Origin of the sequence: Nostoc sp. DedSLP03 (genome assembly GCF_034530815.1) — a bacterium.
In the GTDB taxonomy this organism is placed as follows: Bacteria; Cyanobacteriota; Cyanobacteriia; order Cyanobacteriales; family Nostocaceae; genus Nostoc.
This window is the reverse complement of record NZ_JAVRCK010000019.1, coordinates 67,132-92,871: the sequence shown is the minus strand read 5'-3', so window position 1 is coordinate 92,871 and position 25,740 is coordinate 67,132. Positions and strand designations below refer to the sequence as shown.

Below are 25,740 nucleotides of genomic sequence, written 5' to 3'. Positions count from 1 at the left end.
GTTTGTTCGTTTTACAAAGGAGAGCAATTAGGGAAGGATAAGTTCGTTAACAGTGGGAAAAAATTTCAGTTGATGAATTTACCAATTATTTACCATTGGTTAATAGATGGATTGCTCCACCTACGGCTGCACCATCAATAGCATTGCCAAGGGTATCTCTTTTATCGCCAGTAATTACACCAGTCAATGCACTAGCCCCTGCACCGACTCCGACATCTTGAGCAGCGTTCCGGTGACGGCGATTGCGAGTATTTCTCAGACCATTTGCACCATTGACGGTTGCACCAGTGACACCACCTTTAACAGCATTCCCTAATACACTGCCATTTCCCCTAACAGCTCCGGTTACAACGTTGGTAACAGCTCCAATACCTGCATCTCTTAGTACTTGGTCATCAGCAGCAGCGGGTTTGGCGGGAACTAAGGTTACACCAGCTAAACTTGCAGCCATGAGGCTGGGTAAAAGTGCGCGTTTTAGGATTTTATTCATTGTGTTACCTTCTCAAAACATCAAACAATTTTCTAAAAACCAAAGTTACTAGAGTCTGATAAAATTTGAATTTTTTATCTGGATCATAGCAACTATATTGTTTGAGAACATATTCATTATTGCATTTGCAAAGTCATAACTACATCTACTGAAAGCATGAATATAAATTCAGTCCAGAGAAGGCCTTACTGATTTTTTAAATCATACAAGGAATTACATCTTGACAAAATCAATCAAATATGAGTATAGATTTTTCACAATTAACAAGGGATTTGTAATCAGAAATAATGTAGTATTTACCTTATCTATCTAAAGATAGTTGTCAAACTAATTAAACTAATACCAATTTAATTAATGATTGCAATACATTCTTGGCTAAAGACGCGATGAATCGCGTCTCTACAAGATGGTCTATTTGTCGAACTTGCCAAGAAAATGTCAAGCAAAGGTAGAAAAACCGAGATTGGGTGGAATATCCTGAATTCGTCCCGGCCCGATCGCTCGTAATGCTTCTTTGAGTAAAATATCCCCAGTATACAAGGCACGTCCGACAATTACGCCAGTCACGCCTTGAGGTTCTAACGCCAACAAACTCAACAAGTCGGTGACAGAACTTACCCCGCCAGAAGCAATTATCGGGATGGAAATTGCTGCTGCAAGTTCTCGCAAAGCTTCTAAATTTGGGCCTGTAAGTGTACCATCCCGGTGGATATCTGTGTAAATTATGGCGGCTGCGCCCAATTCTTGCATTTGTACAGCCAGTTGAGTTGCTAAAACTTCTGAGGTTTCTAACCAGCCGCGAGTTGCGACTCGACCGTTACGGGCATCAATACCGATAATAATCTGTTCGGGAAATTCTTGGCAGAGTTCTTGCACTAACTGGGGTTGTTCTACGGCAATGGTTCCGAGAATCGCCCACTTTATACCTAGATTAAATACTTGTTGTACGCTGGTGCGATCGCGCAATCCGCCACCAATTTCAATGGGCACTGACACCGCTTGAGCGATCGCTTCAATTGCCCCCAGATTTACTACTTTACCTGCTTTGGCACCATCTAAATCAACTATATGCAATCTGGTAGCACCTTCATCTACCCACTGTTTGGCAACATCAGCAGGATTTTCGCTAAAAACTTGCGAGCGATCGTAGTCTCCCTGATACAGTCGCACACAGTGACCTTCTAGTAAATCAATCGCTGGAATTACGTCCATTTACTTCTTCCTCATAACTTATTGCAATCAAACACTAAGTCGTCCTTTGTCCTTAGTCCTTGGTCATTTGTATTTACAAAGGACCAAGGACTAATGACTAATGACTAATGACTTTTCATTTGTAATTGCCTTACAGCTTGCCCAAAACCCAGCACAAGCAAGATGTTAGAAAGCGTCAAAAATACTTCTGCACCACCGTGCAACCAATCCACATTGGCCAAAGACTCGCCATAATGCAATACAGCATAAATCCCCGCCGGGATGGTAATGGCAACAAAGACGAGAGTGCCGTAAAATCCATACAACGCCAAACGCGGCATTTGCGGACTGCGGCTGATAAACCACAAGAAACCCAAATAGGGAAACAGTGAAAGTGCAAACAGGGTTTCTTTAGAAATCATTGCTCTGATTTGATAGGGTTTGGTTCAACAGTGTTAACTGATTTGGTAGAACGCCAAATTAAATACGCCGCCGCCCAAAGTGTAAAATTACCAACTAAAGTCATGGTAGCTTGAAGCGTTACCAGCCATTCCAAAGATTCGGCGTTGTCGAAATAATGCCAGGTACAGGCACACATAGCGCTAACTAAAGCTGGTAACATCGCCAGGGATAATCCCCACCAGCTGCGGTTATTAGTCAGTTCGCCGTAAGTCCAGATTAACCAAATGGCGACAATCCACTCTATAACGCTAGAAACATGAATAATCCAGGTAGGAATTGAAAGGGCGTGCATAAGAAAGTTAGGAGTTGGGAGTTAGGGATTTGGAGTGGAGAGTAACACTGTCAAGGTGATATATATATTGAATTTTATATTTGTTTAAACAAACCTTGATTATGCAACGCCAAATAAAGATTCTTATCAATACTTGTCGGGTTTTAGGGGAAAGGGACTGATGTTAAAAGGGAAAAAACCTTATATATCGAGCCTTCTACTCCTTTTCCCCTTACTCTTTTCCCTTTAACCCAGCAGTATAGAGATTCTTATTTATAAGCATCTTCTAAATTATCTAGTTTGTCAGAATTGCTCGTTGAGTTGAAGGATTTGCGCTCAAAACCACCTACTTCTGCCAAAGTATATAGGGGTCTGGCTTTAACTTCTTCGTAGATGCGCCCTATATATTCACCTAAGATGCCAACACTGACTAACTGCACAGAGCCGAGAAAGAAAATTGCCATCAAAATAATCGTAAACCCAGTTAAAGGCGAATGGGGGACAAAAAGACGCCAATACAAGACTAATAAAGCCATGAAGATGGCCACCGCCGCGGCTACTAAGCCTAAGTAGGTTGATAACCGCAGTGGCACTATTGAAAAAGACACTAGACCATTGATAGCAAGGGCTAAGGATTTGCTAAAAGTGTATTTAACTTTCCCAGCAAAGCGGGGGTTGCGCTCGAACTGAATTGCTGTTTGCTGAAAGCCAACCCAAGAACGCAAACCACGAATATAGCGGTTACGTTCTGGCATAGAATTGAGAATATCTACAATCTGCCGATCCATTAGACAAAAATCACCAGTATCAGTAGGAATCTCTACATCTGCAAGCTTTTTAAGGATACGATAAAAGAAATAGGCACTAAAACGCTTAAACCATCTTTCTTTAAGGCGTTGAGTGCGTTGAGCGTAGACGACTTGATAGCCCTGTCGCCATTTTTCAACCATGTCGGGGATTAGTTCTGGTGGGTCTTGTAAGTCTGCATCAAGGATGACAATAGCTTGACCCCGGACAAAATTAAGACCAGCAGTTACGGCAATTTGATGGCCAAAGTTACGAGCAAAGCTCAGATAGCAAATGCGCGGGTCTTTTTGATGGAGGTCTCGTAATAATTGTAGGGAGCGATCGCGGCTACCATCATTAATAAAAATTAATTCGACAAGCCCATCCATCCGATTCATTACTGCACTCAGTCTGCGGTATAGTTCTGGAATAATTTCTTCTTCGTTATAAATTGGAACAATGAATGAATACTTTGGTAGCATCTAAAAATATTGTTTAATTTTTTTACAACTAATACCATTTGGGATTTTAGATTTTAGATTTTGGATTGTGAAATCTCCATTGGATAAGTGTTTCAGTTTTCCATCTGTCGCAATCATTTTTCAAATTGGTATAAGATAACAGGCTGCTTGCGATCGAAAAGCTGTGGTTCACAGTATACCTAGCAACACTCAAGTTTCATTCTCATACTTTATTTATTCTTCGGATTTATGTTATCTGAAGAGTCTAATTTTTTCAGGCTTTCTACAGCTTTTTTGGCAAAAGTTCGACGATGACGATACCAAGTAGACCCTGCTACCAGTGTTCCAGTTAAGCCTAATGCAAGTATTAGCGGCAAAAAATCGCCCGTATTCACTGCCTTCAGACCAGAACTACCTAGTAGTACAAAAGGTAAGACACTAGGAACAGTACCAAGTGTTGTACCGAGAACATAATCTTTAAAACCGATCGAAGTCAGTCCCGCGACAAAGTTGACCAAGCCATAGGGCATGATTGGTACTAATCGGATGGCAAACATATAAAAAAGCCCTCCACGACGCACCTCAGCATCCATAGCTTGCCAGCGTCCTGCTAGTCGTTCTGCAACTGCTTTGCGTCCAATAGTTCGAGTAAAAACGAAGGCAATTATTGCCGCAATGACTGCTCCAACACTAGTCCAGACAGTACCCAGCCAAGGGCCAAAAATGGCACCTCCAGTCAAATTTAGTACCGTTGAGGGCAAAACTAACATGGTTGCCACAACGTACAAAGCAATATAAATAATCGGTGCCCAAATACCAGAAGATTTCAGCAAAGCTTGAATTTGTACTGGTTCAATGCCGCCAAGAAGATATACGGTTATACCAGTTGCAATTATGCAACTCAGCGTCAGTAGCAAAATACCAGTTTTCAAGTTCCACATTAGAACTCTACTCCTACTTTTTGTGTAACAAAACCCATCTTTTGAAAATTTAAATCCTTGTAGAGACGCGAAATTTCGAGTTTCTACAAGGATTTTTCACTAGATGTCTATTAGACTTCTTGGCATTGTCGGGAAAAGGGTAAGGGGAAAGGGGGAAAGGTTTGTTATTTTCCCTTTCCCCTTTAACCTTTTCCCTTTTCCCTTTTCCCACCTCTTGCAAAAGTTCTTTTTGCAAGAGGTCTATTGTATTAGCTAGTTTTAAAGAGAAGCGATCGCAACCTTTATCCAAGTATCAAAGTATTCAAGCATAGACCAGAAAACCGCAAGCTAGCAAGACTTTTGTCGATGAAACCGGAAGTGAACACCTCGGAGTTGAAAAAATGTAAGTAATTATAGCGCCTGCTATCCTGCTTAGGACAAGTCTGCTATAGACATCTGTGACACTAGTTCTCTGACGTTACCATCTATATGGGAGACAGAGATTTATTTAACAATAGCTATTAATTAATCCAAAATCCAAAATCCAAAATCCAAAATGGTCAAAATGCGGGCATTATTGTCTGGATATTACGGTAAAGGTAATGGTGGTGACGAAGCTTTATTGGCAACGCTTTTGCAAATGTTGCCATCTCACGTAACGCCTGTGGTGCTTTCTGGTAATCCAAAAGAAACCCGCGATCGCTACAATGTAGAAACCTACGATCGCATGGCTCCCTTAGATGTACTACAAGCTTTACGCTCATGTGATGCCTTAATTTGGGGCGGCGGGAGTCTCATTCAAGATGTTACTAGCACTATCAGCCCATTTTATTATGGGGGACTGATGGCATTAGCGCAGAAAATGGGTTTGAAAACTGTTGCTTGGGCGCAGGGTATTGGCCCTTTGGTGCGTCCACAAACTCGTTGGTTAGCACGGCAAACCTTTAAGAATTGTACCAAAGTTAGTGTCCGCGATCGCGCCAGTGCGGCTTTATTATCTGATTGGCAAATTCCTTGTATTATAGCTCCTGACCCGGTTTGGGCGTTGGAATCTCAACCAGTTCCAGGACTTTGGGATTTACCTGCGCCGAGAGTTGCAGTAACGTTGCGATCGCATCCCCAACTTACAGAAACACGTTTAGCAAACTTAACTCGCGCTTTGGTTGACTTTCAAAAAGCTACGCAGGCTTTTATTTTATTACTACCGTTTCAAAAAAGTGAAGATTTAAGTATTGCCGAAGCTATTCAACCACATCTTAAAGATGTTAGCAAGATATTGTGTTTGTCAGATCCGCAACTTTTAAAAGGTGTGTTTCGCGGCGTGGAAATGGCGATTGGGATGCGCCTGCACAGTTTAATTATGGCTGCGGCTGAAGGTTGTCGCTGCTTTGCTCTTAGTTATGACCCCAAAGTAAATCGTCTCATGGAAGACTTAGAAATGCCTGGATGGGATTTAGCGAGTTTACCAGATGACCCCAATTTGATTGGTCTGACTTGGATGGATCATTACGCCAATGGCGATCCTTTATCATCAGAGAAAATCCAATCTTTGGTGGATGGCGCTTTACTGCACTGCGAGTTGTTGAGTGAAGCTTTGAATTAAAGAATTTTACAAAATTACACAGATTATGGTAGACCTCAATCGTGCCAATTCTGCCAGCAATGAACCTATGGGTGCAGTTCGCGTCAAAATCAAGCTCACCAATGCCATTGATGAAGCACTTGTCAGCCGAGGAATGCTAAATCCAAATATGCTGCGAGTGTATGAAACAGACGCATTAGTGGATACCGGGGCAGTACGTACTGTACTACCCATATCTATTGTTGAGCAACTTGGTCTAAGAATTCGAGGACAGCAGATTGCTCAATACGCCAACGGTAGTGAAGAATCTATAGGAGTAACTGAACCCGTAATTATTGAATTGGCAGGACGAGAAACTACCGAAGCCACATTAGTTACAGGCGATATAGTTTTGATTGGACAGACGGTTCTAGAAACGCTGGATTTACTGGTGGACTGTAGAAATCAACGACTTATCCCGAATCCCGAACATCCTAACTATCCTGTAATGAGAATATAGGCTAGTGACTCATTTTGCTGCTGACAATCCCTGACCACTGTACTTTTTTTTCTTTCTCTCGACGATAAGAAAAGAAATGCTCTGGAGTTTGGAAAGTACAATAAGGTGCGATCGCAATTTGTTCTGCACTAATCCCCATATTTTCCAGTTGTAAGGTATTTACTCGCCGCACATCTAACCGTACCTTGCCAGGATTTGGATCTTCTAGCAAAGGTGAATTTGGTAACTCATGTAATGCAGTTACAATTTTTTCTTCGTCATCGTGTGATACAATACTAGCCCCGATTTCGGCAGCCACTTCAATCGAGACTTGGTAAACCTCACCAGCGATCGCTGGGCCCATTGCAATTCTCAAATCATCGAGTTTGCTGCCTTGAGATTGTAATCGAGCGAGCGCCAAGGGAACAATCTTTTTAGCAGTCCCCCGCCAACCCGCGTGTAATGCTGCCACTTGTCCAGTTCGCACATCCCCAATTAGCACGGGTGTGCAATCTGCGCTAGCGACCCAAACCGCTTGGAGAGGCAGTTCGCTGATTAAACCATCTGCCGAAGCGAAATCCTCTTCAGCAGAACTTAAGAAGCTTTCAACTTCTTGGGGGGTGAGAACAGTATTGCCATGAACCTGCTTTAAGCGATAGACTGATGCCTCTGGTTGCAATACTTCTGTAATAACTTGTGGCGATCGCGGCCAAAACTGCTGGGTAAAGAAGCCGTGATGCCAATGTTCCAAAATACTACAAGTTAGATAGGGCAGTCCTTCCCAATTTCGCCAGTGCCAAGTGTGCATCTTCAACCAAACCTAAACAGAAATCACTCATCAGCCAATCAATGCTAACTTGAACAACGGAATTTGGGTTAACTGCTGTGGGATTTAATTTGCAAAACTTGGAAGCAGCCTTGCAAGCAGGGCGTAAGCATACATATTTACCATTTTCTCTTCACTTTTTTGAAAGCGTCTCCTCAACCAACCAAACCCTCTGGAACTTACTCAACCAAGGGGCTATTTCAGGGACAGTAGTAATTGCAACTGTGCAATCTGCTGGGCGAGGACAATGGGGCCGCCAGTGGATTTCTCCGGCTGGGGGATTATATGTTTCCGTAGCGATTTCTTTTGATCGCAAAATAGAGGCTACTGACAGCTATCAGCTAACTTTTGCTACTGCTTGGGGAATTGCGTCGCAATTGCGCCAATGCGGTATAGATGTTGGGATAAAATGGCCTAACGATTTAGTTTTAAATGGTCGCAAACTAGGCGGCATTTTGACAGAAACCAAAGTAAACAAAGGAAAAATTACCCAAGCAGTAATTGGTGTTGGTATTAACTGGATAAACCCAGTACCAGAAACTGGAATCAATCTGGAATCGTGGCAAGCTTCCCAAGATTTCAGACCAATTTCGTGTCTGGAAATGCTCACCTCTAAAGTCTTATTAGGAATAGAATCCGGTATGGAGTGCCTTGAACAAGAAGGAGTAAATATACTCTTGTCTCGCTATTTAGAATTGTTTACAAACATAGGCGATCGGGTGTACGTCAATAATCTTTTAGGTACTGTAGTTGGGGTGACATCTCAAGGAAATTTACGAATTGATTTAGAAACACATGATACAAAGGAATTAATTACACCGGAAATTTATATTGAACCCGGTACAATCAGTTTGGGGTACCATAAATCTTCCGTTTAAATTTGAGGTTTGTTCAAAATTTCGCTCTTGGGGCAAGACAAACCACTAGCACCGCAAGGCGGAATTCAAAATTCAAAATTCAAAATTCAAAATGAATACAGCGTAAGCGTTTCGTTGATTTTGAATGGGTGGTTTATTTACGCCGTGCTGTACTAGCATCATCTCTTTAGGCAATTACACACAACTGAGAGAACAAATGACGCAGCGCAAAAATTCTGCCGATCATCGTTTGCATTACTTATGGCAGCAAAGTCTAACAAAAAAACGTTTTGCCTCAACGCTACCAGCTCAGAGCCTCTGTTGGCTGAGTAGCGTTAGCCTCCTTAGCGGTGGCTTCGTGTTTGCCCAAACGGAAGCACAAATAGACAACATCGTTCCCACTGTTGAAAGTTCTCAACCAACAGCAGTTACAAATCCAGTTAAAGCCTCGACTTTTAAAAAACAGGCTGTTGCGTCGCCGGAAGCCGCTCAAGCGCAACCGGAATTTTCCCAACGGCGAGCCAGACTCAGACAAAGACTAGCCAAGCCAGAAGTTGCTCAATCAAAAGAGCCAGTTAGGCAGTATACACCCAAAATCGAAGCTGCTGAACCTGTTGTGATTATCAGACAGTCAAAGCCTAAAGTAGAAGCCTCCCAGGTTACTCCTGTAAGGGTGAGACAGGAAAAACTCAACATCCCTACCCGCTATGCACCTGAAAAACTTCCAGTAGTTGCTCAACCATCAAATAACTCTAACAGCCCTGTTAGTGCAACCGCACAAAAAACCAAGGATTATAATAACGCTTATATCGATCCTAATAGTTACGACAGTGGTGCAACAGCTACTTATCAAGCACCAAACTCTGTAATTGTTACAGAACGCTCCAGTGGTTGTCGAGCCATTTTGCCATCAGGGCAAAGTGTATTAGGCGGCGTTTGCGCCAAAGTACCCCAAAAAAGTGTAGCTAATTCTAATGGTAAACCAGCACCTAATTGGCTCAGAAGAAGTCAAAACGCCCAATTACCAGTAGTTACGCCCGTGCGGCCAATTGCAACTACTGGCAATACTAGTAGATGGCGTGCTGCTCAAAGTGGTTCTAGCGGTGTCGTCACCAAGAGCGCATTTCGCCCGAATCGGTTTATCCCGACTCCAGCTGAATTCAGCCCGACAACAGTGAGTGCAGCTCCCATTGCACCGAGTGGTGGGACTTTACCGCCACCAATGGCAGATGGTAACATAGCACCCCGCCCCAGCAACGTAGCTTACGACTTCTCACTGGCATCAGTATTGCCACAAATTCCCTATATGGGGAGAGTAGCTTATAGTGGTACGGGAATGATGTATCCCCTATCTATTCCCGCTCCTATTACTTCTTTGTTTGGTTGGCGAATTCATCCAATCACAGGTACTCAACGCTTCCATGCTGGTACAGACTTGGGTGCGCCTACAGGAACACCAGTTTTGGCAGCTGCTGCGGGTCAAGTGGAAACTGCTAATTGGGTGGGTGGTTATGGTTTAACTGTTATCCTAAATCACAAATCTGCTGAACAAACTCTCTACGGTCATATGTCAGAAATCCTTGTTCAACCCGGTCAGTGGGTACAGCCTGGAACTGTCATCGGGCGAGTTGGCAGTACTGGGAACTCCACAGGCCCTCACCTGCACTTTGAAGTTCGTCACCTGACACAAGATGGGTGGGTTGCTTCTGACCCAGGCGTGGAATTACAAAGTGCCCTCAGTCAGTTAGTGCGGGGTTTGCAAACCGCTCAGGTGAGCCAGGAACCAGGCAGTTAGAAGAAAGTTTGGAGTGAGGAGTGAAGAGTTATGAATTTAAAACTCCTAACTCCTAACTCCTAACTTTTTTAATTACAAATACCCGTGTTCTGCTAGGAATGCGGGTGTAATGCCATCTATACTATTGTCATCATTAGCTCTGGTGTGGGGGTTGCCAGAAGAAAGGAATTTTTCGACGTATTTGCCGAGAATATCCCCTTCTAAGTTCACCAAACTGCCAGAAACCAAATAGCGAAGATTTGTCTCGCTGTATGTCAGAGGAATTACCGCTACTGTGAATTGAGAGAGTTCTGGCTCATAAGCGGCGACTGTGAGACTGACGCCATTGACGGCAATGCTACCTTTGGGGACAATGTACCGTGCGATCGCCTCGGATGCAATAAAGGTCATTTCCCAAGAACTAGCCGTTTGTTCTGCCACTAGCAATCGACCGATGCCGTCTACATGACCCATCACAAAATGACCGCCAACTTTGCTGCCTACCTTTAACGACGCTTCTAAATTGACATATTTCCGTTGGGTTTGCTCACCTCCCAAGGTTGTCCGGCGTAGAGTTTCCGGTGAAGCCGTGGCAATAAACCCTTCTTTTAAAACTTGTTCCACTGTCAGGCAAACACCATCTACAGCAACACTGTCACCATAAGCCAAATCTTGCATAATTACTTCACCCGAATGGCTTACACAAGTAATTTGCCAAGAATCGCCCCCTAAGGGTTCCATCGTTCCTAATGCCTGGATTAATCCTGTAAACACGGCTTTTTTGTTAAACTAACTCTATTTATTGCCTAATTTTGCCTGGAATCAATTGGTAATTGTCACATAAATCTCGAACATCCAAGTATATTTTCTGACTTTTTTTTGCATAGGAATATTAACACATTAGCATCCTTCACAGGGCATACTTGGGTAAGAAGGTTATTCTCTAAGAAGACCAATTCGACTTACTCTGGTTTTCACCACAAGTTCGGAGTTTAATAGAAGCAATTATAGAGAACGAATGCTTATGTTTATTACTGTCACCAAACCGCCTAAAAATGGGTGCTATTTATTACATGGCATCCAAGACTCTCAAAGCATTGTAGAGGCTTAGGCAATGATTGAAATGAAAGTCGCTGGCATAGCATTAGATGCCATAACCCGCAGCCCGATCGTCCTTTTGAAAGATTCTTCAGATCGGCGGGCTTTGCCAATTTACATTGGTCAGGAACAGGCTAGGGCAATTATGGGCGCGCTGGAGAATCAGAAGCCTCCCAGACCCTTAACTCACGACCTGATTGTGAATATTTTAGAGACTTGGAACATGACTCTAGAAAAGGTGATTATTCATTCCCTGCAAAAGGATACATTTTATGCAGCTTTAATTGTCCAGCAAGGCGAAATCAAAAAAGAAATTGACGCGCGTCCTAGCGATGCGATCGCTATTGCCCTCCGTACAAATACTCCCATTTGGGTAATGGAAGAAGTCATTGCCGATGCTTCTATCCCTGTCGATCGCGATGCAGATGAAGCCGAACAGCAAGCGTTCCGTGAATTTATTTCTAATCTCCGTCCTGAAGATTTGATCAAGCGCTTTGGTAATGACGACAGCTAGTAAAGTTATGAGTAGAGACGCGATTAATCGCGTCTGTACAGGAGTTATAAGTTATTTTGCTTCAACTCTTAACTCGTAAGCAAAAAAAGTTAGGAGCAGAGCCGGAGACGCTCCGCCTCCGGTAAAGAGTTATGATTTACTTCTTTCAATTCCTAACTTATAACTCGTAACTCCTAACTCTTTGTTAAAAATGAAATACCGACGCTTTGGAAAAACGAATCTGCACCTCTCGGTTTTTTCCTTGGGAACGATGCGCTACTTGGCTGATTTTGAAAATGCTCATCAGACCATCGAACAAGCCTTAGCGCTAGGAATTAATCATCTAGAAACCGCCAGAGGTTATGGCAAAAGCGAGGAGTATCTTAGTAGGGCGTTAAAAGCTGGGTTATCAGTACCTCGAACAAAGCTTTATGTCACTACCAAAATCTCAGCCACAGCAGATGCTGACACCATGCGTCGGTGCATCGACGAATCTCTAGAACGATTACAGCTAGATTATTTAGATTGCTTAGGAGTTCATGGTTTGAACACTTGGCAACATTTGGAATGGGTGCAAGCCAAAAATGGCTGTATGCAAGCAGTAGAGGAAGCTGTTAGTGATGGTCGAGTACGACACGTTGGTTTTTCCACTCACGGGTCATTAGAGGTAATTCAGGCAGCAATCAACACAGATTTATTTGAATTTGTCAATCTGCATTATTACTATTTTTTTCAACGGCACGCACCAGCAATTCAACTAGCTGCTGAAAAGGATATGGGCGTTTTCATTATTTCCCCTGCTGATAAGGGAGGACGACTCTACACACCACCACAAACTCTAAAAGACCTGTGTTATCCGTATTCACCCTTAGAGTTGAATTATCGATTTTTACTTGCAGATCGCCGTATTACTACTTTGAGTATAGGGCCAGCTAACCCAGGTGAATTAAGAGAACCTTTGCAAATTGCTGACCATGATGGAGAGTTAACATCAGCAGAAATTTCCACTTTCTGGCGGTTAGAAAATCATCAAAAAATTGCTTTGGAAAATGATAATTGTAGCCAGTGTTATGCTTGTTTGCCTTGTCCAGAAAATATCAATATTCCAGAGGTATTGCGGTTACGTAATCTTGCCGTAGCATACGAGATGAAAGACTATGGTCAATATCGTTACGGAATGTTTGAAAATGCCGGTCACTGGTTCCCTGGAATGAAAGGCAACCGTTGTACAGAATGCGGTGACTGTTTGCCTCGCTGTCCAGAAAAGTTAAATATTCCAGCTTTGTTAAAAGATACTCACCAAAAATTAAATGGGAAAGCAGGTAGGAGATTGTGGGGATAAAAATGTAAACAGGAGTCAGAATATCCGTTAACTTCAGCATGGTATTCACCACCCAGTCGCATACTCGTCATTCTAGCTCCTGAGTTCTGAGTTCTTTATTGTTAAAATTATATAAAGATTAATAGAGTCAGGAAGATCCGCCCAAGCTGGGGTGTCTCACCAAAAAAGATGAAAATTAAAAAAAAAGAAATATCCTACGCCAATCACTGACGGTTTTCCGCTACAGTGGACGGGCTGTAAGCTTAGTATGGACTACTAGCCGATCGCTTACTATTTTTCTGGCTAGTTTAACTTTAATGGCTGGTCTTTTACCGGCGGCGATATCCTACATTAGTAAGTTAATTGTTGATGCAGTGGTATTTGCATCTCAAGCTAATACACAAAGCGATGGCTTTGTCAATATTTATCCCTCGTTATTTTATGTAGGATTAGAAGCGATCGCTGTAATTTTACTGGCAGGCAGTCAACGGGGAATCACCATTTGTCAGTCGTTATTGCGGGCGCTAATGGGTCAGCGAGTAAATGTACTCATCTTAGAAAAGGCGCTGACACTGGATCTTAGGCAATTTGAAGACTCAGAATTTTATGACAAATTGACCAATGCTCGACGAGAAGCATCGGTTCGTCCCCTTTCCTTAGTAAACCGCACCTTTGGGTTAGTGCAAAATGCCCTATCCTTAATCACCTACGGGATTTTGCTGGTAAATTTCTCAGTTTGGGCAGTGGTGGTACTGATTTTGGCAGCTATGCCTGTATTTATTGCCGAAACAAAATTTGCTGGAGAAGCCTTTCGTTTATTTAGTTGGCGTGCGCCAGAAACCCGTCAACAAAACTACTTAGAAAATCTGCTAGCAAGAGAAGATTTTGTCACAGAAGTTAAACTCTACCAGTTGGGAGAGATGCTGCTAGGACGTTATCGCAGCCTGTTCGATCAACTATATGGCGAAGACCGCGATTTAACTCTGCGGCGAGGATTGTGGGGATATCTCTTGAGTTTGGTCAGTACTGGTGCTTTTTACCTAGCTTATGCTTGGATTGTATTGGAAACAGTGTTAGGTAAGATTTCCTTGGGAGATATGACAATGTATCTCACCGTTTTTCGCCAAGGCCAATCTACTTTCTCCAATGCCCTCACTTCTATTGGAGGAATGTATGAAGACAACCTATATTTATCAAATCTCTACGATTTTCTAGAAGAAGAAGTACCAAAATCTTGGGGTAAGGCAACCATTGGTTTAAATTCCCAAGATGGTATCCGTTTTGAGAATGTCTCATTTACTTATCCGGGAAGTTCCAAACCAGCATTGAGAAACATTTCGCTGCACTTAAAACCCAGAGAGAAACTGGCGATTGTGGGTGAAAACGGTTCCGGTAAAACTACTTTAATCAAATTACTTACCCGACTCTACACCCCGGACTCCGGGCGAATTTTCTTAGATGGCTTGGACTTGCAGGAATGGGATGTTGATGTGTTGCGGCGTCGCATTGGTGTGATTTTTCAAAACTTTGTCCGCTACCAGTTCACTGTGGGAGAGAATATTGGCGTGGGCGATGTAGAACATCTCGAAAACAAAATACAGTGGAAAACTGCTGCCCAAAAAGGCATGGCCCAATCTTTTATTGACCAATTACCTCAAAGCTTTCAGACTCAACTTGGTCGTTGGTTTAAAGGAGGACAAGAACTTTCTGGGGGACAGTGGCAGAAGATTGCACTGTCTCGTGCTTTTATGCGATCGCAAGCAGATATCTTGGTGTTAGATGAACCAACATCAGCAATAGATGCCCAAGCTGAGTTTGAAATTTTCAATCATTTTCGCGCGATTACTCAAAATCAGATGGTACTTTTGATTTCCCATCGCTTCTCGACGGTACGAATGGCTGACAAAATTCTAGTAATAGAAAACGGCGAAGTTATAGAACAGGGAACTCACGAAGAATTGTTACAGCTAGGAGGACGTTATGCCAAGTTGTTTCTCTTACAAGCTGCTGGTTATCAATAGGAAAAGAAGCTAGCAGACTTTGTGAATTGAGATAGCGATGCCAAGATTGGGCTGCGCCTACGCTTACTTTGTAGAAAGCACATAAAACCTCTATCTAACCTGTTAACTAGTTTGGTCAACATGGATAAAATATCTTTAGTGCCTAGACGATCCGTATTGTTAAACATTGTTATCCGGTAAAACTATGCAAATAACACAACAGCGATACTATACCCCAGAGGAATATTTAGAGCTAGAAGAAGCTGCTGACTACAAAAGTGAATACATTGACGGGCAAATAATTCCTATGGCGGGTGGAACAGTAAATCACAATCAAATAGCACTTAACTTAAGTACTGAGTTGAATTTTGCTTTTAAAAAGCAGAATTACCGCGTTTTCATGGGTGATGTTCGTTTATGGATACTCCAAAAGCGTACCTATACTTATCCAGACGTGATGATTCTGGCGGGTGAACCGGAGTATTTCAACAACCGAAAGGATATAATTCTGAATCCACAGATTATTGTTGAGGTTTTATCAAAATCGACCAAAGGCTATGATCGCGAGGATAAATTTCATGCTTATCGGACTATTTCTACCTTTCAAGAATATCTATTAATTGACCAAACTCGGATTCATGTAGATCAATTTTCCAAAACCGGGAAAAAGCAATGGACGCTTCGTGAATATGATGAAGAAGATGAAGCGATCGCACTTGTAACCGTACCATTTGAGATTTCTCTACAAGATTTGTACAACAAGGTGAAGTTTGAGCCTGTTGAGTCGGAAGGCGAAAGTGCTGATGTTGAGCAATTGGGGTAAGGTGCGATGCCCTGTATCTTAAAAAGATTTAAGCAACTTTTAACGGTTTTTGAGGAAAAGTAATTGGCTCTGGCAAAGGTTTTCCTTGCTCTTCATACCATTCAATCAGAGATTCAATTACCTCTTGCCCGTGTTTAGCGGCTTCTTCATAACTCTTACCATGAGTGTGGAATTGCTGCCAAGGGAATTTCGGTAAGTGTACTAAGTAGCAATTATCCTCATCTGACTATTGAATTACCATACTATAGCGATCGTTCATTATTCTTCCGCTATTTCTCCTAGTTGCTTCAAAACACGATTGACTTGGCATTCACAGTTGAAGTTGAGTAATTTAAACTGTGGTTATTACTTAAAGTGATTTGATGGCATAGAATAAATTTTTACTTATTGACAAGTAGAGTTACAATGTGGCATTGCCCATTCCTTCGAGCTAGGGGGCATTGTCTAACTACTTTCAAATAACACAGTAATGATGGATTGGAAGAAACTCCTGACACCAAAAAGACTTGGCAAGACTGACGCGGAAAATCTCCAGTTTGATCGTACTCCCTTTCAAAGAGACTATGATCGCCTAGTGTTTTCCTCACCTTTTCGTCGTCTCAAAGATAAAACTCAGGTTTTTTCTTTGTCCACAAATGATTACATTCGTACTCGTCTCATTCATAGCCTTGAAGTGTCTTGCGTCGGTCGCTCCCTTGGCAGAATAGTGGGTGAGGCAATTGTAAAAAAATACGACTTTAATCAGGATGGGTTACGTGCTTCAGACTTTGGTGATATCGTATCTGCTGCTTGTCTGGCTCATGATATTGGGAATCCTCCTTTTGGCCATTCTGGAGAGGATGCTATTCGTACAGGATTTGAATCATGGTACAACACTGTTAATCATGTAGGCGAAGAACTTCTCAGCAAGTCTCAAAAAGCTGACTTTGATTCATTTGAAGGTAATGCACAAGGCTTTCGTATTCTAACCAAGCTTGAAATGCCCCCCAGAAAAGGCGGAATGCAACTAACCTGCCCAACTTTAGCTGCTTTCACAAAGTACCCTAGAGAATCTTCTCTACCAAAATCTATTTTTAACGGTTACTCAGGTAAAAGTATTAAAAAATATGGTTTTTTCCAGGCAGAAAAAGATTTATTTACTGAAGTAGCAGAAACGGTTGGTCTAATTCGCCATCATGATAATGCAGCATGGTGGTCTCGACATCCACTTGCTTTTCTTGTTGAAGCAGCAGATGACATTTGTTACTCAATTGTTGATGTAGAAGATGGCCATCGTATGGGTTACATCCCATTTGACAAAACTAAGGAATTACTTAACGTAGTTGCAAATATTGCAAATAAAGATATTCAAGAACATGGTGAAAGCAATACAGAAATAGTTAAGCGATTGCGGGCTTTAGCTATCAATAAACTCATAAATGAGGCAAGTAATATTTTCCTGAAACACGAAGAAGATATACTTTCTGGAGAGTTTGATAAGGACTTGTTATCTCTAAGCACTTATGCAAACCACCTAGAAGAAATTGGAAAGGAAACTCGTACGGCTGTTTTCCAACATCCTGATGTTGTTAGTATCCAGATTGCTGGGTATGAAGTGTTAGGGAAACTATTTACTGAATTTGTTAATGCCGTCCTGCACAACAGTAAGAAAGGTAATTTGGTCTATTATATGCTTCCCAAAGAATATAATAATCCGAATTCGGACGAAGATACCTATAACAAAATTCTTAGAGTTACAGACTATATCTCTGGCATGACTGATTCTTACGCTACCCGTTTATTCCAACAATTTAGCGGTATTTCCTTGGGATAAAGTGGCTGCGATCGCACCATCCCCAATAACTTAGATAAAATCACTACGGTGCTAGTTAACCCTCCCTAAATCTGATAAAAAGCGATCGCTCTTGTAACCGTAGATACTTCTGACAACTTGTAGAAATTCCCTTAGCACAGGTGTCATATCTTCTTCCCGCCACACTATAGCCGTTTCTACTAATGGTGTTTTCTCTTCTAAAGTACGATAAACTACACCAGTTCTCTGAAGATTTTGCAATGAAGACGGTGCGATCGCAATCCCCATTCCTGCTGAAACCAATCCGATAATCGTCTGCATCTGAATCGCTTCTTGAGTTACTTTTGGGCTGAAGTTTCCTTGCTGACAAAGACTTACGATCTGGTCATAAAGTCCGGGCCCCAAATGGCGAGGGAACATGATAAAGTTTTCGTTTACTAGCGATCGCACTGAAATCTTTTCTTGTTCAGCTAAAGGATGAGTTTTTAACATAGCCACAATTAAAGCTTCTTGCTGAATGCACTCTTGATTGAGTGTGTTGTCTTCTAAGGGCGGATGGGCAAAACCTACATGAATGCGGCGCTCTTGTAACGCTTGCTCTTGCTGAGTTGTGGTTAATTCTTGCAATACCAACTCTACTTCTGGAAACTGTTCTTGGAATCGCCGCAAAATCACAGGAAGCAAATCATAAGTTACCAAACTGGTAAACCCAATTCGCAGTAGTCCCTTTTCACCTCTTCCCGTTTTTTGGGTTAGCTCAATTGCTTTTTGGAGTTGAGCTAAAAGTTGATAAGTTTCTTGCAAAAAAACTTGTCCTGCTTCTGTTAGTTCCACCTGTCGTTTGGTTTTACGGTGAAACAGTTCTACCCCCAATTGCGCCTCTAATTGCTGAATTTGTTGGCTTAAGGGCGGTTGAGCAATGTGCAGTCGCTCGGCGGCTCTACTGAAGTGCAGTTCTTCAGCGACAGCAATAAAGTAGCGCAAATGTCGCAGTTCCATTTTTTCAATATTTTATAAGTTTCAATTTACTATAAATATATAAATGCAGAGAAACGCAATGTAGTGCAGAGTTTTTAGAGAATTTTTAACAGAAATTAGAGGTGCGATCGCTATCATTAATGCTGATTTATGCATAAAAATTATTGATGTTTTTAGTCAAGAAACATTGATATTTACAATGATTTTGGAAAAATAATTAGTTAGTTCTAATACAAAACTGTATTAGTTACTAGGCTAAGTTTATTTGTTTAAAAAATTATTAATTGAGGCTTTTACGTATATTTATTTTCCAAAAACTCAGATGCTATGTGAAAAAAACTATTTAAACTTGGCTTGATATTTCAATTAGCTTACAAATTGTGCCACTATGCTTGCTCTAGCAAGAGATTAATTCAAATTATCAAAAATTAAAAATTAAGGGAGTTAAGACTATATCCTTGAGTGGCTAACATTTGAAAAACAGTAACGATCGTTTCTTTAAGAATCAGCAAGAGTCATTCAAAAAATATCATTCATAAGGCCGACCAACGTCTATTTTTCTTATTTTCAATGCCCTATGCCCCATAACCCATGCCCAATACCTTAATTGCATACTTCTATGCGATCGGAAGTATCCATACCAACCCAAACAACTACCCCTAGCAGGTTAAACTAGGTCTGGTAACAACTGCTCCACGTTCCTTATGAGGCTTTTATGGGAGCTAACCTCAAACAGATTGCCAACTATTTAGACAACCTTGGTTGGGACTACCGTTTTGATGATGAAGAAGACCGAATTATAACAGGTGTGGAGGCTGATAATCTAGAAGATTTCCTAATAGTTGTCCAACTGGATGAAGAAGGAAAATTTTTTCGGGTATTTGCCCCTCAAGTTCTGGGAGGAATCCAAGACCATCCTCACAAGGCAGCTATCCTCCAGACAATGCTTGCCATTTCCTGGGAAACTAAAATGTTGCAATGGGAATATGACCCATCCGATGGCGAAATCCGTGCCATTATTGAGTTTCCTTTAGAAGACTCAATTCTCACAGAAAGACAATTTCACCGTTGTCTGAGTGGATTAATTCAGATTGTGGATGGCATAGCAATACCTCGCCTGACAGAAGTGATGGCAACAGGCCTCGATCCGGGGAATATAGAACTTGGGGAAAGACTATTACTCAGTATCCAAGAAGAAGCCCCAGGATTGTTAGATTTACTAGAAAAAGCAATGGAAGCGCGAAAAAAGCGAGGAAGTTTTCCTAGTGAGTGAGACGGATCGTTACTTAAATAGCTATACTCCAAAGTGATACCCTCACTATATACTGAAATTTTCTGGGGCTGGATATTTATGACATCCTATGCAACCTCCTCTGCTAAAGCGGAAATGAGCGAACTCCGGCGGTTGAAAGCCTTACTACCACCAGAACTGCAAAGCTGGGTCACGGTTGAAGGCACAACTGAGGTCAATCCACCCCTGGTTCGCTGCGAAGAAATTGGTAAAGACCAGGTAGAAATTCAAATTGATTTGGTGAAATGGGATGCCCTCGCAATGGATCAGCGTAATCTGCTGTTCTGGCATGAGGTTGCTCGCGTTCAAAATGACACAATTCCTAAAGATGGTTGGGAAATGGCAGCACTAGCCATCGGTTTAGGTGGTGCTGTAGGGGAATTGTGGGTACAAGATGGATTGCTGCTGGTGTTAGCTTTGTCGCTTTGTGGCGTGTCAGGCTGGCGACTGTACCAAAAGAATAATGGGGAAAAGCAACTAAGAGAATTGCTCAATGCTGATGAGAAAGCGATCGCTTTAGCAACTCGTTTTGGTTATAGCCTCCCCAATGCCTACAAGAGTCTCGGTAGCGCCTTGAAAACCCTGATTGATAATACTCCTAGTAAGCGCCAACGGTCGAGATACGAAGCAAGGCTCTCTGCCCTCAAACGCAGTGCCAATAAGGCAAAAGCTAAATCCAAAGCTCCAGATGAGGGCGCACTATAGCAACTTCTATTTGAAATGGAATAAATCAGCCCTGCTGCTAGTAATTGGGCTGCCACCTTCCTAATTCATAAGAGGCAACAGCCCAATTACCATTTCATAAAATCTTACTTTTTTCTTGACTACATCTTTATCAAACTAAAATTTTACAACTGGTTCAGCATTTTATGTGTCTGGGGGATCACGCGGACGTGCTTGACAAACCCTTTCATTAAAGCTTGCCATCTCAAAACTCGATCGCTGGAAGGCGCAAGTACAGTTACTGGAGAAAATTGTTCTGATACTGCCAAAGGCGTGACAGGTTGTAAAAATACTGGGATATCTGGACTAACCTCTGCCACCAAAGAACCTGAACGTTCCAACTCGGCAGGATCTGTGTCTTGAGACACAATTATCTTGACAAAAACATTTAAATATGAGTCATAACATAACTGGAGAAATTTACTATGTTCTTGCCAATGACTTTCGCCGCTAACACAGGGCAATTTGAAATCCATACCTACAGAGTCTAAGTATGGGAGAATCATTGCTAGTTGTTCTGGGCGATGTCCGCCAGTTTCTAAGTATATAGGTAGACCAGTTATAGCTCGTACTTGGGGTAGAAACTGCGTTAAAAATGAGGCATGAAGAAGTGGTTCGCCGCCAGTTAAGCTAATGCTATCGTGTAGACAAGGTAGATTTTGCTGTTCCACCCATTCGAGTAATATGGGTAATGAGACAGGGTTAGAGTGAATTTCAAAGTCGCGCAATCCAGGCGATCGCTCTATCCGACAAGTTGTAGGTGCACTCCAAGTGTGGGCACTATCACAAAAGTGACAGCGCAAATCACACAAAGCAAAACGAATAAATATCTGACGTGTCCCTACATTCAGTCCTTCCCCTTGAATGGCAGAAAAGACCTCAATCAGGCGTGCGGTAGGTGTAACCGTATTTTTAGCAATCATTTGATGAGAGCAACGCGATCGCGCTGCGTCGGCACAACAGCAAGGATATTTTTTGGCTTCTTGTTCTATTGTGAATCGTCGCTAGCGATCTCCAATCTCAGCCCCGGTAAATAGTAGTTAGTCCTAATTACCACTAATTCCGATATTAGGTTAAGTAATTTTGTAGGACAAAGTAATGTTTGGCATATTACATTATACATGGCAACGAAAGTGCAGAGCTTCATGACTAGCCAACCGACAGAGGTCGATTTTCCAGTTAATTCCCTAAACGACATGGCTATAGTGCAGGTGCCGACGCGGTTGAGCGTGCTGGAGGCTTTAGGCTTTAAGCAAACCTGCCAAGGCTTAATCCAGCCCAATTCACATCCTAAGCAAATCATTATTGATTTTCACCAAACTACTTTTATCGATAGTAGTGGTTTAGGTGCCCTGGTAAGTAATTTTAAATACGCTCAGACTCAGGGTATTACATTAACACTGCGGAATGTAACACCTCAAGTCATGGCAGTTCTAAAACTCACAGGGTTGGATCAGGTTTTTCCTTTAGAGCTTGTGGAGGATAGGCCGTTAATAGAACAAAATGACGTACTAGATAATCGGAAGACAACTTCCCGTAAAGTAGAGCAGTTACCCACTACTCACCCTTCTATGGTTTCTTGGATGAAACGGTTCTTAGATATTGTCGGGTCAGTGATTGGTTTATTAATTACAGGAATTTTGTTTATTCCAATTGCGATCGCGATTCAAATTAACGATCCCGGGCCGATTTTCTTTTGTCAAACCCGCTGTGGCTGGATGGGTAAGCGGTTTAAGATTTGGAAATTCCGCTCTATGTGTGTGGATGCAGAAGCGAAGAAATCCTTAGTTAAAAACCAAGTGCAAGGTGCTTTTTTCAAAAATGAGAATGACCCCAGAATTACTAAGGTAGGGCGCTTTTTACGGCGAACTAGTCTTGATGAATTACCCCAATTTTGGAATGTTCTCAAAGGAGAGATGAGTTTAGTAGGCACTCGACCACCTACACCCGATGAAGTGGAACGTTATGAAGTACCAGAGTGGCAACGTTTAGATGTCAAACCCGGTATGACTGGCGAATGGCAAGTAAATGGGCGTTCTACAGTCCGTAGTTTTGAAGATGTAATTCGTCTGGATTTGCAGTATCAAAAAAATTGGAGTTTAGTGTACGATTTAAAGCTAATTTTCAAAACTATAGCTATTCTGTTTAATAGAAACAGTGGTGCTGTTTAGCTAATTATCCTTATTCACAATTTTTTGAAAACTCGCAACTCTCACGATATTCTTAAATACACCCAAGCCTAAAATAGGCTTGGGTAAATTTTAGTTTTATTTACTACATTAAGCAAGTGTCAGCTAAGTTTATATTTAAGATTTTAGACCGATCCCAAAGATAAATCCTCTTGATAAAAACAAAGATGTTTATGTATTTTTATCCACTCTTAAAATCAGGGATTAAAATTAATTTTGGATTTTGAATCATTCAATCCAAAATCCAAAATTCAAAATCTCAAATTTGGTAATCCTGTGTATAAGATTATCCCATTGCCTTCTGAACATTAACTACTTCAACGGGCTGCACTTCTGGCAACAAACGCTTCATGCCTTGCTTAACAAAACCCTGCAAAAAACCAATCTGCTGATTTTGCTGAAATACCTTTTGCAAGGTTTGCCGCAAATTATCCAAATTCAAACCAGTTCCAGAATCTATCGCTATTTCCTGCTGTTGGAAATACTCAACTAAACTTAACCCTGCGACTCTAGTTAGATAAGCTGCACTTACTCCTTGCACTACGCCACCAGCAACAAAGGTAATGGCATTACTTTTCAGAACAGTACTAATCGCCTTTGTAGAAAGTTCAACTAAACCCAATTTCAGCATTAAACTTCCCATTGTTCCAGCTACGGTTTGTGCCTGTTCTAGAGAAAATTTTTGCTGATAGATATTACCCAAATCTATTACCATTTGGGCATTAATTGCCGCAGTTGCCAGAATATCAAAGGCTGGTACTGGGTTAGCAAAGGCAGCAGCAGCAGCTATCCACTGATATTGTTCAATAATTGGGGTGGCGCGATCGCGTCTGGTTTCATTTAGCCAATTTTTCGCCTCAGCTTTCAACAATCCGGCTTTCCTCATGGTTGTTAACCAAACTAGCCGTTGTCCTTGCTGTGCCAAAACTTCACCCAACTGGTGCGTTAATTGCTGTATATCTGCTGCTGGTTGTTCCATCCACTCTTGCACAGAACCATCAGCCTCATGCTTTCGGACTTTAATGGCAATGGGAGAGGCCGCAGTTGCAACTACATTTCCCTGCATCCGCTGTTTCAATTGATTAAAGATGTTGGCGCTTTCATCAGTTAAATACTGGTCTTGTTTGTTGAAAACCAGCATATTAGGCTGATTTGCTGCCTTTAGCTGCTGTAAGGTTTGAAATTCTGAGTCTGTCAAATCACCGTTTGTCAGAAATAGCACAAAATCAGATTTTGCTACTTCTGCCAAAATAGCTGCATCTGAGTTTTCACCCACTTCTCTAAATAAAGGTGGTGTCTCTTGTAGAGATACGAAATTTTGTGTCTCTAGATTTTGCTCTAGCACTTGAATTAAAGTGCTTTTACCCACGGATTTACCGCCAGTCACAGCTACTGTAATTTTTTGCCTGTCTAATTCCAGCAACAATTGGGCAACTTGTTCTCTGAGTGTCTCTAAGGCTGGATGGTTTTCTGTTTCTTGTGCTAGTTGGTTAATTACAGTTTCAGTTTTAGCGATCGCACTTTCCACTGTTGTCCGATCTACCACCATACCATCTAGCTGTTCTAAACTGTCTTTGGAGCGTTTTTGCTGGAATAACCACAAACCACCACCGACAGCTAAGACACTTAACAAACCGAATTCACCCACCTGCACTATAGAATCGTGCCAACTGTCCAACATCCACAGGGAAAAGGAAAGTCCCAATCCTCCCACTAAAATTGGTCGCTGCAACTTCACAACCATGATTCTCCGCGCTTTTTGGATGGCTATTTCTTCCAGAATAGATCAAAATAAAACAAAACCCTGCAATCTTTATTGATTGTAGGGTTTTGTTTTATTTTTTATGTGGTGGCGGGAAGTGGATTTGAACCACTGACCTTCGGGTTATGAGCCCGACGAGCTACCAGGCTGCTCTATCCCGCGTTGCTCTTAACTTTTATAGCATAACCTAATAGTCAAGAGTTTGGCAACTACAAAAATGATAATTCTCCAATTACTTCTAAACGCTTGTATTTTCCCAAGGTGACAAACTTTTCTGAGAGGCTTTCGGCGGCGCTGGGACTAATCCACCCCATTTGCTGGAGTAAGTGAATAGCCACGGCATATTTTGCTCGTTTTGCCCCATCCATGACTTTGATTGCCAATCCCAAGCCTTCACCGAGTCTACCAATGCACTGCACTCCTTCAGCACCAGTTTTACTGACTATTTCTCCTGGAGTTAAGCGCATCAGTTCCGTATCAAATTCTCCATCTCCTGCGACCATCGCGGGGTGATGAGTCATAGCACGGACAATGCGCTCCATATCCAAGTTGGTACTAGAGGCTAGCAGTGCATATAAAGATGCCATATGACCGAGTTGCATCAGATAAGTTGGTGCGCCACAGTCGTCATGAGCGCTGATAAATTCTGCGGCTGGCATTCGCAGCAACTCTGCTACCTTGCCCAAAATTAACTGCTGTATTGGGTGCTTGCGATCCAAGTAGTTATTCAAAGGCCAATGGCGTTGCTGACAAACAGCTAACATTCCGGCATGTTTTCCAGAGCAATTGTATTCCAGAGGACTGTGTTTATCTTCAGGAATTGGACACTGAAGTGTAGTCGGGTCAAGATCGGCCCGCCAAAGGATGTTAAATACCTGTCGGACTTGATCTATTCTTCCTTTATGAGAACTTGTGATAATTGCTAAGTCGCGATCGCTGAGTTGATAGCGTTCCAGTGTACCTGTGGTGGTGACAGCAAGTGCCTGAAACGGTTTGAGGGCTGAACGGATAAATGCAGCAGTTTCAGAATTTCCGGCAACGGTTAGAACCCGTCCTCGTTCGTCGCAGACAACAGCTTGGACTATATGCCTGGATTCAATAATACCTTCCCGCAGCAACCGGACTTCCAGTGCTGTGGCTTGAGTTCGTTTTCCCATTGTCATGGGTTTATA

The 25,740-nt window shown here is 42.1% G+C and carries 24 protein-coding genes, 1 tRNA gene and 1 pseudogene; 12 read left to right on the top strand and 14 right to left on the bottom strand.

Features of this window, described 5'->3' with window-relative positions:
- Window positions 1-85: 85 nt before the first annotated feature.
- The 6 genes from RM368_RS12000 to RM368_RS11975 form a co-directional block, all read right to left on the bottom strand.
- Complete coding sequence (locus tag RM368_RS12000; protein WP_322694253.1) at window positions 86-490, bottom strand: hypothetical protein; 405 nt, start codon at window positions 488-490, stop codon at window positions 86-88.
- Window positions 491-928: 438 nt separating this feature from the next.
- A complete protein-coding gene (hisA, locus tag RM368_RS11995) occupies window positions 929-1,702 on the bottom strand; it encodes a 1-(5-phosphoribosyl)-5-[(5-phosphoribosylamino)methylideneamino]imidazole-4-carboxamide isomerase (RefSeq protein ID WP_322694252.1) in 774 nt (257 codons plus the stop codon).
- Window positions 1,703-1,806: 104 nt separating this feature from the next.
- Window positions 1,807-2,103, bottom strand: coding sequence for a DUF3593 domain-containing protein (locus RM368_RS11990; protein WP_322694251.1), 297 nt, complete (start codon window positions 2,101-2,103; stop codon window positions 1,807-1,809).
- Window positions 2,100-2,435 (bottom strand): DUF2499 domain-containing protein, encoded by a 336-nt coding sequence (locus tag RM368_RS11985; RefSeq protein WP_322694250.1) that lies wholly within the window; start codon window positions 2,433-2,435, stop codon window positions 2,100-2,102. Before RM368_RS11985 ends, RM368_RS11990 begins: the two co-directional genes overlap by 4 nt.
- Before the next feature lie 248 nt (window positions 2,436-2,683).
- Complete coding sequence (locus RM368_RS11980; RefSeq protein ID WP_322694249.1) at window positions 2,684-3,682, bottom strand: glycosyltransferase family 2 protein; 999 nt, start codon at window positions 3,680-3,682, stop codon at window positions 2,684-2,686.
- 209 nt (window positions 3,683-3,891) lie between these two features.
- A complete protein-coding gene (locus RM368_RS11975; protein ID WP_322694248.1) occupies window positions 3,892-4,602 on the bottom strand; it encodes a TVP38/TMEM64 family protein in 711 nt (236 codons plus the stop codon).
- A gap of 544 nt (window positions 4,603-5,146) precedes the next feature.
- On the opposite strand from RM368_RS11975, the gene csaB reads away from it, so the two are divergent.
- Entirely contained in the window at window positions 5,147-6,184 is a 1,038-nt protein-coding gene (gene csaB / locus RM368_RS11970; RefSeq protein ID WP_322694247.1) for a polysaccharide pyruvyl transferase CsaB, read from the top strand.
- A 25-nt stretch (window positions 6,185-6,209) separates the two neighbouring features.
- On the top strand, window positions 6,210-6,662 hold the full coding sequence (locus tag RM368_RS11965; RefSeq protein WP_322694246.1) for a retroviral-like aspartic protease family protein: 453 nt from the start codon (window positions 6,210-6,212) through the stop codon (window positions 6,660-6,662).
- Between the two features lies 1 nt (window position 6,663).
- Here RM368_RS11965 and pgeF read toward each other — a convergent pair whose 3' ends face one another.
- Complete coding sequence (gene pgeF / locus RM368_RS11960) at window positions 6,664-7,449, bottom strand: peptidoglycan editing factor PgeF (protein ID WP_322694245.1); 786 nt, start codon at window positions 7,447-7,449, stop codon at window positions 6,664-6,666.
- 77 nt (window positions 7,450-7,526) lie between these two features.
- Between pgeF and RM368_RS11955 the strand changes: the two genes are divergently transcribed.
- Together RM368_RS11955 and RM368_RS11950 are read left to right on the top strand one after the other, a co-directional pair.
- Window positions 7,527-8,345 carry a biotin--[acetyl-CoA-carboxylase] ligase gene (locus RM368_RS11955; protein WP_322694244.1) on the top strand — a complete coding sequence of 273 codons (819 nt, stop codon included), beginning with the start codon at window positions 7,527-7,529 and terminating at the stop codon, window positions 8,343-8,345.
- A 196-nt stretch (window positions 8,346-8,541) separates the two neighbouring features.
- On the top strand, window positions 8,542-10,119 hold the full coding sequence (locus RM368_RS11950) for a M23 family metallopeptidase (protein WP_322694243.1): 1,578 nt from the start codon (window positions 8,542-8,544) through the stop codon (window positions 10,117-10,119).
- A gap of 72 nt (window positions 10,120-10,191) precedes the next feature.
- Here RM368_RS11950 and RM368_RS11945 read toward each other — a convergent pair whose 3' ends face one another.
- Window positions 10,192-10,872 (bottom strand): riboflavin synthase, encoded by a 681-nt coding sequence (locus RM368_RS11945; RefSeq protein WP_322694242.1) that lies wholly within the window; start codon window positions 10,870-10,872, stop codon window positions 10,192-10,194.
- Between the two features lie 340 nt (window positions 10,873-11,212).
- Here RM368_RS11945 and RM368_RS11940 point away from each other — a divergent pair, with 340 nt between their 5' ends.
- From RM368_RS11940 to RM368_RS11925, 4 genes are all read left to right on the top strand, one after another.
- Window positions 11,213-11,710 carry a bifunctional nuclease family protein gene (locus RM368_RS11940; protein ID WP_322694241.1) on the top strand — a complete coding sequence of 166 codons (498 nt, stop codon included), beginning with the start codon at window positions 11,213-11,215 and terminating at the stop codon, window positions 11,708-11,710.
- Between the two features lie 190 nt (window positions 11,711-11,900).
- Complete coding sequence (locus RM368_RS11935) at window positions 11,901-13,031, top strand: aldo/keto reductase (RefSeq protein ID WP_322694240.1); 1,131 nt, start codon at window positions 11,901-11,903, stop codon at window positions 13,029-13,031.
- A 296-nt stretch (window positions 13,032-13,327) separates the two neighbouring features.
- Complete coding sequence (locus RM368_RS11930; RefSeq protein WP_322694239.1) at window positions 13,328-15,031, top strand: ABC transporter ATP-binding protein; 1,704 nt, start codon at window positions 13,328-13,330, stop codon at window positions 15,029-15,031.
- Between the two features lie 184 nt (window positions 15,032-15,215).
- Window positions 15,216-15,833 (top strand): Uma2 family endonuclease, encoded by a 618-nt coding sequence (locus RM368_RS11925; RefSeq protein ID WP_322694238.1) that lies wholly within the window; start codon window positions 15,216-15,218, stop codon window positions 15,831-15,833.
- A gap of 28 nt (window positions 15,834-15,861) precedes the next feature.
- On the opposite strand, the pseudogene RM368_RS11920 reads toward RM368_RS11925, so the two are convergent.
- Window positions 15,862-16,092 (bottom strand): annotated as a pseudogene (locus RM368_RS11920) (type II toxin-antitoxin system HicB family antitoxin).
- A gap of 210 nt (window positions 16,093-16,302) precedes the next feature.
- Between RM368_RS11920 and RM368_RS11915 the strand changes: the two are divergent.
- Entirely contained in the window at window positions 16,303-17,646 is a 1,344-nt protein-coding gene (locus tag RM368_RS11915) for a deoxyguanosinetriphosphate triphosphohydrolase (protein ID WP_322694237.1), read from the top strand.
- A gap of 51 nt (window positions 17,647-17,697) precedes the next feature.
- On the opposite strand, the gene RM368_RS11910 is transcribed toward RM368_RS11915, so the two are convergent.
- Window positions 17,698-18,624 (bottom strand): LysR family transcriptional regulator, encoded by a 927-nt coding sequence (locus RM368_RS11910; RefSeq protein ID WP_322694236.1) that lies wholly within the window; start codon window positions 18,622-18,624, stop codon window positions 17,698-17,700.
- 694 nt (window positions 18,625-19,318) lie between these two features.
- On the opposite strand from RM368_RS11910, the gene RM368_RS11905 reads away from it, so the two are divergent.
- Both RM368_RS11905 and RM368_RS11900 read left to right on the top strand, forming a co-directional pair.
- On the top strand, window positions 19,319-19,876 hold the full coding sequence (locus RM368_RS11905) for a hypothetical protein (protein WP_322694235.1): 558 nt from the start codon (window positions 19,319-19,321) through the stop codon (window positions 19,874-19,876).
- A 78-nt stretch (window positions 19,877-19,954) separates the two neighbouring features.
- Complete coding sequence (locus tag RM368_RS11900; protein ID WP_292729213.1) at window positions 19,955-20,599, top strand: DUF3318 domain-containing protein; 645 nt, start codon at window positions 19,955-19,957, stop codon at window positions 20,597-20,599.
- A gap of 143 nt (window positions 20,600-20,742) precedes the next feature.
- Here RM368_RS11900 and RM368_RS11895 read toward each other — a convergent pair whose 3' ends face one another.
- Window positions 20,743-21,540 (bottom strand): 7-carboxy-7-deazaguanine synthase QueE, encoded by a 798-nt coding sequence (locus tag RM368_RS11895; RefSeq protein WP_322694234.1) that lies wholly within the window; start codon window positions 21,538-21,540, stop codon window positions 20,743-20,745.
- 198 nt (window positions 21,541-21,738) lie between these two features.
- Between RM368_RS11895 and RM368_RS11890 the strand changes: the two genes are divergently transcribed.
- A complete protein-coding gene (locus tag RM368_RS11890; RefSeq protein WP_322694233.1) occupies window positions 21,739-22,788 on the top strand; it encodes a sugar transferase in 1,050 nt (349 codons plus the stop codon).
- A 304-nt stretch (window positions 22,789-23,092) separates the two neighbouring features.
- Here the strand turns inward: RM368_RS11890 and RM368_RS11885 are convergent, their stop codons facing one another.
- The 3 genes from RM368_RS11885 to RM368_RS11875 all read right to left on the bottom strand — a co-directional run bounded on the left by RM368_RS11885 (window position 23,093) and on the right by RM368_RS11875 (window position 25,731).
- The gene (locus tag RM368_RS11885; protein ID WP_322694232.1) at window positions 23,093-24,550 is read right to left on the bottom strand and encodes a YcjF family protein; all 1,458 of its coding nucleotides are present in this window, start codon (window positions 24,548-24,550) and stop codon (window positions 23,093-23,095) included.
- Between the two features lie 103 nt (window positions 24,551-24,653).
- Window positions 24,654-24,730: transfer RNA gene (locus RM368_RS11880), tRNA-Met, on the bottom strand.
- 47 nt (window positions 24,731-24,777) lie between these two features.
- Window positions 24,778-25,731 carry an asparaginase gene (locus tag RM368_RS11875; protein WP_322694268.1) on the bottom strand — a complete coding sequence of 318 codons (954 nt, stop codon included), beginning with the start codon at window positions 25,729-25,731 and terminating at the stop codon, window positions 24,778-24,780.
- Window positions 25,732-25,740 lie beyond the last annotated feature (9 nt).

Bases quoted from the DNA above. Each gene is read 5' to 3' on its own strand.
- RM368_RS11950 (WP_322694243.1), top strand. From the start codon at position 8,542: ATGACGCAGCGCAAAAATTCTGCCGATCATCGTTTGCATTACTTATGG.
- RM368_RS11985 (WP_322694250.1), bottom strand. From the start codon at position 2,435: ATGCACGCCCTTTCAATTCCTACCTGGATTATTCATGTTTCTAGCGTT.
- RM368_RS11990 (WP_322694251.1), bottom strand. From the start codon at position 2,103: ATGATTTCTAAAGAAACCCTGTTTGCACTTTCACTGTTTCCCTATTTG.
- RM368_RS11875 (WP_322694268.1), bottom strand. From the start codon at position 25,731: ATGACAATGGGAAAACGAACTCAAGCCACAGCACTGGAAGTCCGGTTG.
- RM368_RS11975 (WP_322694248.1), bottom strand. From the start codon at position 4,602: ATGTGGAACTTGAAAACTGGTATTTTGCTACTGACGCTGAGTTGCATA.
- RM368_RS11910 (WP_322694236.1), bottom strand. From the start codon at position 18,624: ATGGAACTGCGACATTTGCGCTACTTTATTGCTGTCGCTGAAGAACTG.
- RM368_RS11965 (WP_322694246.1), top strand. From the start codon at position 6,210: ATGGTAGACCTCAATCGTGCCAATTCTGCCAGCAATGAACCTATGGGT.
- RM368_RS11900 (WP_292729213.1), top strand. From the start codon at position 19,955: ATGACATCCTATGCAACCTCCTCTGCTAAAGCGGAAATGAGCGAACTC.
- RM368_RS11905 (WP_322694235.1), top strand. From the start codon at position 19,319: ATGGGAGCTAACCTCAAACAGATTGCCAACTATTTAGACAACCTTGGT.
- RM368_RS11890 (WP_322694233.1), top strand. From the start codon at position 21,739: ATGGCAACGAAAGTGCAGAGCTTCATGACTAGCCAACCGACAGAGGTC.
- csaB (WP_322694247.1), top strand. From the start codon at position 5,147: ATGCGGGCATTATTGTCTGGATATTACGGTAAAGGTAATGGTGGTGAC.
- RM368_RS11915 (WP_322694237.1), top strand. From the start codon at position 16,303: ATGATGGATTGGAAGAAACTCCTGACACCAAAAAGACTTGGCAAGACT.
- RM368_RS11925 (WP_322694238.1), top strand. From the start codon at position 15,216: ATGCAAATAACACAACAGCGATACTATACCCCAGAGGAATATTTAGAG.
- RM368_RS11895 (WP_322694234.1), bottom strand. From the start codon at position 21,540: ATGATTGCTAAAAATACGGTTACACCTACCGCACGCCTGATTGAGGTC.
- RM368_RS11930 (WP_322694239.1), top strand. From the start codon at position 13,328: ATGGCTGGTCTTTTACCGGCGGCGATATCCTACATTAGTAAGTTAATT.
- RM368_RS11885 (WP_322694232.1), bottom strand. From the start codon at position 24,550: ATGGTTGTGAAGTTGCAGCGACCAATTTTAGTGGGAGGATTGGGACTT.
- hisA (WP_322694252.1), bottom strand. From the start codon at position 1,702: ATGGACGTAATTCCAGCGATTGATTTACTAGAAGGTCACTGTGTGCGA.
- pgeF (WP_322694245.1), bottom strand. From the start codon at position 7,449: ATGCACACTTGGCACTGGCGAAATTGGGAAGGACTGCCCTATCTAACT.
- RM368_RS12000 (WP_322694253.1), bottom strand. From the start codon at position 490: ATGAATAAAATCCTAAAACGCGCACTTTTACCCAGCCTCATGGCTGCA.
- RM368_RS11935 (WP_322694240.1), top strand. From the start codon at position 11,901: ATGAAATACCGACGCTTTGGAAAAACGAATCTGCACCTCTCGGTTTTT.
- RM368_RS11940 (WP_322694241.1), top strand. From the start codon at position 11,213: ATGATTGAAATGAAAGTCGCTGGCATAGCATTAGATGCCATAACCCGC.
- RM368_RS11980 (WP_322694249.1), bottom strand. From the start codon at position 3,682: ATGCTACCAAAGTATTCATTCATTGTTCCAATTTATAACGAAGAAGAA.